Annotated in this window: 3 protein-coding genes; all 3 read right to left on the bottom strand. The window is 69.3% G+C overall.

Annotated features, from left to right (window positions below):
- Positions 1-396: 396 nt before the first annotated feature.
- Complete coding sequence (locus tag EIY87_RS06260) at positions 397-1,584, bottom strand: low temperature requirement protein A (protein WP_125306705.1); 1,188 nt, start codon at positions 1,582-1,584, stop codon at positions 397-399.
- 419 nt (positions 1,585-2,003) lie between these two features.
- Positions 2,004-3,479 (bottom strand): MFS transporter, encoded by a 1,476-nt coding sequence (locus EIY87_RS06255; RefSeq protein WP_125306704.1) that lies wholly within the window; start codon positions 3,477-3,479, stop codon positions 2,004-2,006.
- 67 nt (positions 3,480-3,546) lie between these two features.
- Complete coding sequence (dnaE, locus tag EIY87_RS06250) at positions 3,547-7,134, bottom strand: DNA polymerase III subunit alpha (RefSeq protein WP_125306703.1); 3,588 nt, start codon at positions 7,132-7,134, stop codon at positions 3,547-3,549.
- Positions 7,135-7,623 lie beyond the last annotated feature (489 nt).

Here is a 7,623-nt window from a genome sequence, read left to right as displayed (position 1 = left end):
CCAGCGTTCGTCCTGAGCCAGGATCAAACTCTCCAACAATGAACAGTTCAATCGAGGCAAAATACTTGCTCTCAAAGGAAACCCCGACGAGGGGTTTCAAATATAAGCTCTACTGGCTTAGTTCACTAGCACACTGTTGAGTTCTCAAGCAACACACTTCGGACCGCCGCGCCGCGAAGGCGCCTTGGTCTTCGGCTTTTGTTTCAAGCTTTGTTCCAGGGATACCACCCTGGTTCGGGACCACCCACTCTACCACGACTGTGGGAGCTTGGTTCGTGTTCCCGGCGGCCGCCCGGTTTCCCTGGCGACTTGGAGAACTTTACATGCCCCCGGAACCCCCTCGCACAGGGGGGTCCCTTTTTTCGCGTCAGGCCGCTGACCTGCACCGATCCCCGCTCACCCCGGCTGCGGCTCCCCGTGCGTCGCGACGACCGTCAGCGCGACGAGCGCGGCCGCCAGCACCGCGGTCACGTGGATGGGCGCCGGCGTGAAGGATGCCGCCAGGACGAGGACCGCCGCCACCGGGAAGCCGATGGCGATCGGGCGGCACTCGTTGGTCGGGCCGATGTGCAGCAGCCACACGCTCAGCAGGAACACCGCGACCGGCACCGTGGTCGGCAGCGCCGCGGCCACCCCGCCCAGGTGCAGCGTCCCGGTGTCGTAGGCGACCGCCACCTCGAGGCCCGCGCCCACCGCCGCGGCCGAACCGAAGATGAAGTAGTGGCCGTAGCCCCAGCTCATCGACGTGAACATGGTCGGGCTGCGGACGAGCCGCGCGTGGCCGGGGCGGTCGAAGTACAGCCACCACATCGAGAACACCAGGACGAGCGCGGCCGCGGCCAGCGAGATCAGCGCGCCGAGGTGACCCGGCTCGGCGGTCCCCTCCTTGAGCGCGTTCGTCGCGCTGAGGATCACTTCGCCGAGCACGATCAGGGTGAACAGGCCGTACCGCTCGGCGATGTGGTGCGGGTGCCACGTCGTCCCGTGCCGGCGTTCCGCCCACACCGGCACGGCCATCTCCAGGACGGCGAACACGACGAACGCGGGCAGCTGGGCACCGTGCGGCACCCACAGGAAGGCGACCCACAGCAGCTGGACCAGCGTGATGCCGGCCGCGTACCGCAGCGCGGACGGCCGGCACTCCGGGTCGGCCCGCGCGGCGCGCAGCCACTGGACCACCAGGGCCAGCCGCATCAGGACGTAGCCCGCGACCATCAGCCGGAAGTCGCCTTCGAAGGCGCTGGACACCGCCGCCGCCACGGTCAGCCCGCCGGCGATCTGCACGAGCGTCGCCAGCCGGTACGGCACGTCGTCGGTGTCGAACGCCGAGGCGAACCAGCTGAAGTTCAGCCAGCCCCACCAGATCGCGAAGAACACCATCGCGAAGGACAGGACGCCGTGGCCGAAGTGACCTTCGGCGAGGGCGTGGTGCAGCTGCGCGGCCGCCTGGCCGACGGCGACCACGAAACAGAGGTCGAACAGGAGTTCCAGCGGTGTCGCGACGCGGTGGTGCTCGGCGCGGTCACGGGATCGCATGGGACGGCGCCACACCCTGGTCGCCCGCCGTGACGGCTGCTCGGTCATCGGTGCTCCCGGGTTCGGGTCTTTCGGACGCCGACATCCCAGCATGATCACGAGCCCGAGCCCAACCGCGACACGAAGAACGGGCGGGCCCGGTTCCCCCTCACCCGGGCCCGCCCGCGCCGTCACGCGCCGGCGGCACCGGCGGGCAGTCCTTCCGCGAGTGCCGGACGGTCCCCCGCGGACGCCGACGACTCACTGGACGGAAGGTGACCGAGTGTGTCCATTCCCTCGAACTCCGGACGCCTCGATCGCTCGAGCCGGTCACCCCATCCCCGGGTGGCCGACTGATTGCCACTGTCGGTAGCCGAAGCCGCGCAGTGAAGGCTCCATAAGATCTACCCGGTTGCTCTGCGTAGCACCAGGGAATTCGCGCGCTCGTCACCCGGATGGAGCATCGCGAATCTGCGGAAAGTAGTGTCTCAGCCCCGCTGGACGTCCGCGGCCGAAGCTTCGGCTTCCCGCTTCTCGCGTTCCTCTACCGAGGCGCGTTGCCGGCGTGCCCGGAGCTCGGCGATCGCCAGTGCCAGCGCCCCGCATGTCATGGCGGCCGCGCAGCAGAGCGCCACGGTCAGCGCGACCGGGTACGCGAGCCCGGCGCCCACCACCGCGCCGAACACCGAAGCGAGCACCGCGGTCCCGATCGCGGTGCCGATCCGCTGGCCGGTCTGCAGCGCGCCGCCCGCGACGCCGGCCATCCGGACCGGCACGCATTCGAGCGTCAACGTCGTGTTCGGCGAGATCACCATCCCGCCGCCGACGCCCGCGAACAGCAGCGGCAGCGCGAAGGCCCAGCCGGACGCCGCTGGCGGGACCAGCTCGGCGAGCAGCGCGACGACCAGCAGGCCGAGGGCGACCACGGCCAGCCCGGTCACGGTGAGCAGCCTGCCGAAGCGGGGCACCAGCCGCCCGGCGACGGCCGCGGAGACCGCCGAGCCGAGCGCGAACGGGGTCACCGAGAGCCCCGACTGCAGGGGTGAATAGCCCAGCCCCTGCTGGAAGTACATGGCGAAGACCAGCCAGATCCCGGCGAACCCGCAGAAGTAGAGCGCGCCGACCGCCGCGCCGGCGGCGTAGCCCGGGGTGCCGGTGAACAGCCGCGTGTCCAGCAGCGGCGTCCGGCCGCGCCGGGACACCCGGTGCTCCCACCGCGCGAAGGCGGCGCCGAAGACCAGGGCGACCGGGAACAGCCACCACAGCCGCGCGAGCCCGTGGTTGTCGGATTCGACGACCGGCAGGAGCACGCCGAGCACCGCGATCGCCAGCAGCACGATGCCGGCGAAGTCGATCTCCGACCGGAGCCTGAGCCGTTTCTTCTCGCTGCGCGGCAGCAGCCGCAGGGCCAGCGCGAACGCGAGCACGCCGATCGGGACGTTGACGTAGAACACCCAGCGCCAGCCGTCCTGGGCGCCGAAGGCCGCGATGATGGCGCCGCCGAGGATCGGGCCGACCGCCGTCGAGATCCCGACGACCGCGCCGAACATCCCGAACGCGCGGCCGCGCTCGGCGCCGCGGAAGAGGTCCTGGATCAGGCCGGTGTTCTGCGGGGTCAGCATGCCCGCCGCGACGCCCTGGGCGAGCCGGGCGATGACCAGCGTCGTCTCGTTGGGGGCCGCGCCGGCCAGCGCGCTGGTGACGACGAACGCGGCCAGGGCGCCGAGGAACATGTTCCGGCGGCCGAACGCGTCCCCGAGGCGGCCGCCGGTGACCAGGACCAGGCCGAACGCCAGCGCGTACCCGGAGACGACCCAGCGGATCCCGCCGCTGCTCGCGTGCAGCCCGGCCTGCATCGAGGGGAGGGCGACGTTGACGATGCTGACGTCGAGCAGGCCCATGAACCCGGCCGTCAGCGAGACGGCAAGCGCTTTCCAGCGGCGGGGATCGGGCTCGTGGGTCATCCTGTCCAGCAAACACGAAAGGCGGGATCCGCGCGCGTTGTGCGCGTGGATCCCGCCTTGCCGCGGCTCACGTCGAAGCGGTGATGCCCCGGATGCCCTTGAGCTCGCCGATCAGCATCGAGCTGACCTTCACCGGGTAGTCGTGGAGCGCGAACACCGTCTGGTTCCGCCCCACCAGCTTGAGGTGGACCTGCGTTTCGCCCTTGTGCGCCAGCAGCGTGGACCGCAGCTCGCTGACGACCGACTGGTCGATCTTCTCCGCCGCGGCCAGCAGGACCAGCGGCGGCTCGTCGTCGCCGCTGCCGGTGCCGACCTCGGACAGGTCGAGCGTCGCGAGGCCGCCGCCGAAGACGGACATCTTGTCCTCGCGCCAGTTGACCCGGCCCTTGACCAGCACCGCGTTGTCCTCGATCAGCTCACCCGAGAACAGCGCGTACGACTTCGGGAAGAACAGCACCTCGAGCGAGGCGTCCATGTCCTCGACCGTGCAGATCGCCCAGGGCTCGCCCTTCTTGTTGACCCGCCGTTCCAGCGACGTGATCAACCCGGAGATGACGATCTCGCCTTCCCGCGGCGGATCGGCGAGGATCGCGGCGATCGGCTTCGGGGCGTGCTTGCGCAGGATCCGCTCGGCGCCGTCCAGCGGGTGCGCCGAGACGTACAGGCCGAGCATCTCCCGCTCGTAGGCGAGCAGCTGCTTACGCGGGTACTCCTCCTCGCCGAACTTCAGGTGCGCGAGCGGCGACGACGACGGGGCCGCCTCGCCCTCGTCCCCGCCGAAGCCGAACAGGTCGAACTGGCCCATCGCCTCCTGGCGCTTGAGCGGGACGACGGCTTCGACCGCGTCTTCGTGGACCTGGATCATCGACAGGCGCGTGTGGCCGAGCGAGTCGAACCCGCCCGCCTTGATCAGCGACTCGATCACCCGCTTGTTGCAGGCCACGAGCTCGGACTTGTCGAGGAAGTCGGTGAAGGAGGCGTACTTGCCCTTCTCCTCGCGGGTCTTGATGATCGACTCGACGACGTTCGCGCCGACGTTGCGGACGGCACCCATGCCGAAGCGGATGTCGTCCCCGACGGCCGCGAACCGCAGGGCCGACTCGTTGACGTCCGGCGGCAGCACCTTGATGCCGAGGCGGCGGCACTCGGACAGGTAGACCGCCGACTTGTCCTTGTTGTCGCCGACCGAGGTCAGCAGCGCGGCCATGTACTCCGGGGTGAAGTTCGCCTTGAGGTACGCGGTCCAGTAGGAGACCAGGCCGTACGCGGCCGCGTGGCTCTTGTTGAACGCGTAGCCGGCGAACGGGAGGATCGTGTCCCAGAGCGCCTTGATCGCCTCTTTGGAGAACCCGCCGGGGACCAGCTCGCTGGCCCGCATGCCGGCTTCGAAGCCCTCGTACTCCTTGTCGAGGACTTCCTTCTTCTTCTTGCCCATCGCGCGGCGGAGCACGTCCGCGCGCCCCATCGTGTACCCGGCCACCTTCTGGCCGATGTGCATGATCTGCTCTTGGTACACGATCAGGCCGTAGGTGTCGGCCAGGATCTCGCGCAGCGGCTCGTCGAGCTCCGGGTGGATCGGCTTGACCTTCTGCCGGTTGTTCTTCCGGTCCGCGTAGTCGTTGTGCGCGTTCATGCCCATCGGGCCGGGGCGGTACAGCGCGCCGACCGCGACGATGTCGTCGAAGACCGTGGGCTCCATCCGGCGGAGCAGGTCGCGCATCGGCCCGCCGTCCAGCTGGAACACGCCGAGCGTGTCGCCGCGGGCGAGCAGCTTGTACGTCTCGGGGTCGTCGACGCCGAGGGTGTCGAGGTCGATGTCGATCCCGCGGTTGGCCTTGATGTTGTCGATCGCGTCGCCGATGACCGTCAGGTTCCGCAGGCCCAGGAAGTCCATCTTCAGCAGGCCGATGGCCTCGCACGACGGGTAGTCCCAGCCGGTGATGATCGAGCCGTCGTCACGCTGCCAGAGCGGGATCGCGTCGGTCAGCGGGTCGCACGACATGATGACCGCGCAGGCGTGCACGCCCGCGTTGCGGATCAGGCCCTCGAGGCCGCGGGCGGTCTCGAAGATCGTCTTGCACTCTTCGTCGGTCTCGACCAGCGCGCGGACCTCGGCGGCCTCGCCGTAGCGCTCGTGCTTCGGGTCGACGATGCCCGAGAGCGGGATGTCCTTCGCCATGATCGGCGGCGGCAGCGCCTTGGAGATCTTGTCCGCGATCGCGTAGCCGGGCTGGCCGAAGTGGACGCGCGCGGAGTCCTTGATCGCGGCCTTGGTCTTGATGGTGCCGAAGGTGATGACCTGGGCGACCTTGTCCGCGCCGTACTTCTCGGTGGCGTACCGGATCATCTCGCCGCGCCGGCGGTCGTCGAAGTCGATGTCGATATCGGGCATCGAGACGCGCTCGGGGTTCAGGAACCGCTCGAACAGCAGCTTCTGCGGGATCGGGTCCAGGTTCGTGATACCGAGGACGTACGCGACGAGCGAGCCGGCGGCCGAGCCACGGCCCGGGCCGACGCGGATGCCGACGCGGCGGGCGTAGCTGATGAGGTCGGCGACGATGAGGAAGTACGCCGGGAAGCCCTTGCCGATGATGACGTCGAGCTCGATCTCGATGCGCTCGTTGTAGTACTCGTCCGGCACGCCGTCCGGGAAGCGCCACTTGAGGCCGCGCTTGACCTCCTCGCGCAGCCAGCCGCCCTGGTCGTAGCCCTCGGGCACCTCGAAGAACGGCAGCCGGTCCTTGTGCGCGTAGACCTCTTCGTAGGACTGGACGCGCTCGGCGATCATCAGCGTGGTGTCGGCCGCGCCGGGGACCTCCTTGTCCCAGTACTCGCGCATGTCCGCGGCGGACTTGAGGTAGTAGCCGTCGCCGTCGAACTTGAACCGCGTCGGGTCGTTGAGGGTCTTGCCCGCCTGGACGCACAGCAGCGCCGAGTGCGTGTCCGCCTGGTCCTTGGTGACGTAGTGCGAGTCGTTCGTGGCGAGCGGCTTGAGGTCGAGCAGGCGGCCGATCTCGAGCAGGCCCTCGCGGACCGACCGCTCGATGGGCAGGCCGTGGTCCATCAGCTCGAGGAAGAAGTTGTCCGCGCCGAAGATGTCCTTGTAGTCGGACGCGGCCTGGATCGCCGCCTCCTTCTGGCCCAGCCGCAGCCGGGTCTGCACCTCGCCGGACGGGCAGCCGGTGGTGGCGATGATGCCGGAGTGGTTCTCGGAGATCAGCTCGCGGTCCATCCGGGGCTTGCGGTAGTAGCCCTGCATGCTGGCCAGCGAGGACAGCTTGAAGAGGTTCCGCAGCCCGGTGGCGTTCTCGGCGAGCATGGTCATGTGCGTGTAGGCACCGCCACCGGAGACGTCGCCGCCCTCACCGAACTCGTCCGAGCCGCGCTGGTTGGCCTGCCCCCAGAAGACGGGCTTCTTGTGGAACCGGCTCTCCGGCGCGATGTAGGCCTCGATGCCGATGATCGGCTTGATGCCGGCCTTCTTGGCCTGCTGGTAGAACTCGTCGCCGCCGTACATGTTGCCGTGGTCGGTCATCCCGACCGCGGGCATGCCGAGGCGCGCCGCCTCCGCGAAGAGGGGGGCGATCTTCGCCGCACCGTCGAGCATCGAGTACTCGGTGTGGACGTGCAGGTGGACGAAAGAATCGTTCGACACCAGCGAAAACCTCCCCTGTCTGGATCGGACCGGCGCGCCCGGGTCCCCCAGCCTATCCCGCACTCGCCGGGCTCGATTGTGCCCCTCGGGAGGCCGTGCCGGGCGGCGCGACGCGCACCCATTTCGGGCGGTGGTGATCACGGCACGGGGCGCGTCCGGGCGGTAACGCGAGGCGGCCGGTCCCGCGGCCCGAACGAGGCGGCTTCGCCGACGTCTTGAATGAGTCATTCAGGTCTTCGGAGGTCCTGAATGACTCATTCAAGACACCGCAGGGCCGCCCGGCGCCACTCGCCGCGGCCGGCGCCGGTCGGTTCAGACCGAGGGCGGTCGGCGCCCCGGCGAGCGGGTGACCGGCGGCAGAGTCACCTGGCCGCGTGGTCTCCCGGCGCCGCGGAGATGTCATGAAAGGGATGCTCCTATGGATGTCGAGGGGTGAGTTCGAGGCCGTTTGCGGTGATGATCCGGTAGAGCTCCCGGGCGATGTAGCGT

It is taken from the genome of Amycolatopsis eburnea (genome assembly GCF_003937945.1).
Lineage (GTDB): Bacteria > Actinomycetota > Actinomycetes > Mycobacteriales > Pseudonocardiaceae > Amycolatopsis > Amycolatopsis eburnea.
Note: the sequence above shows the minus strand (reverse complement) of the source record. Positions and strands in the feature narration are given on the sequence as shown.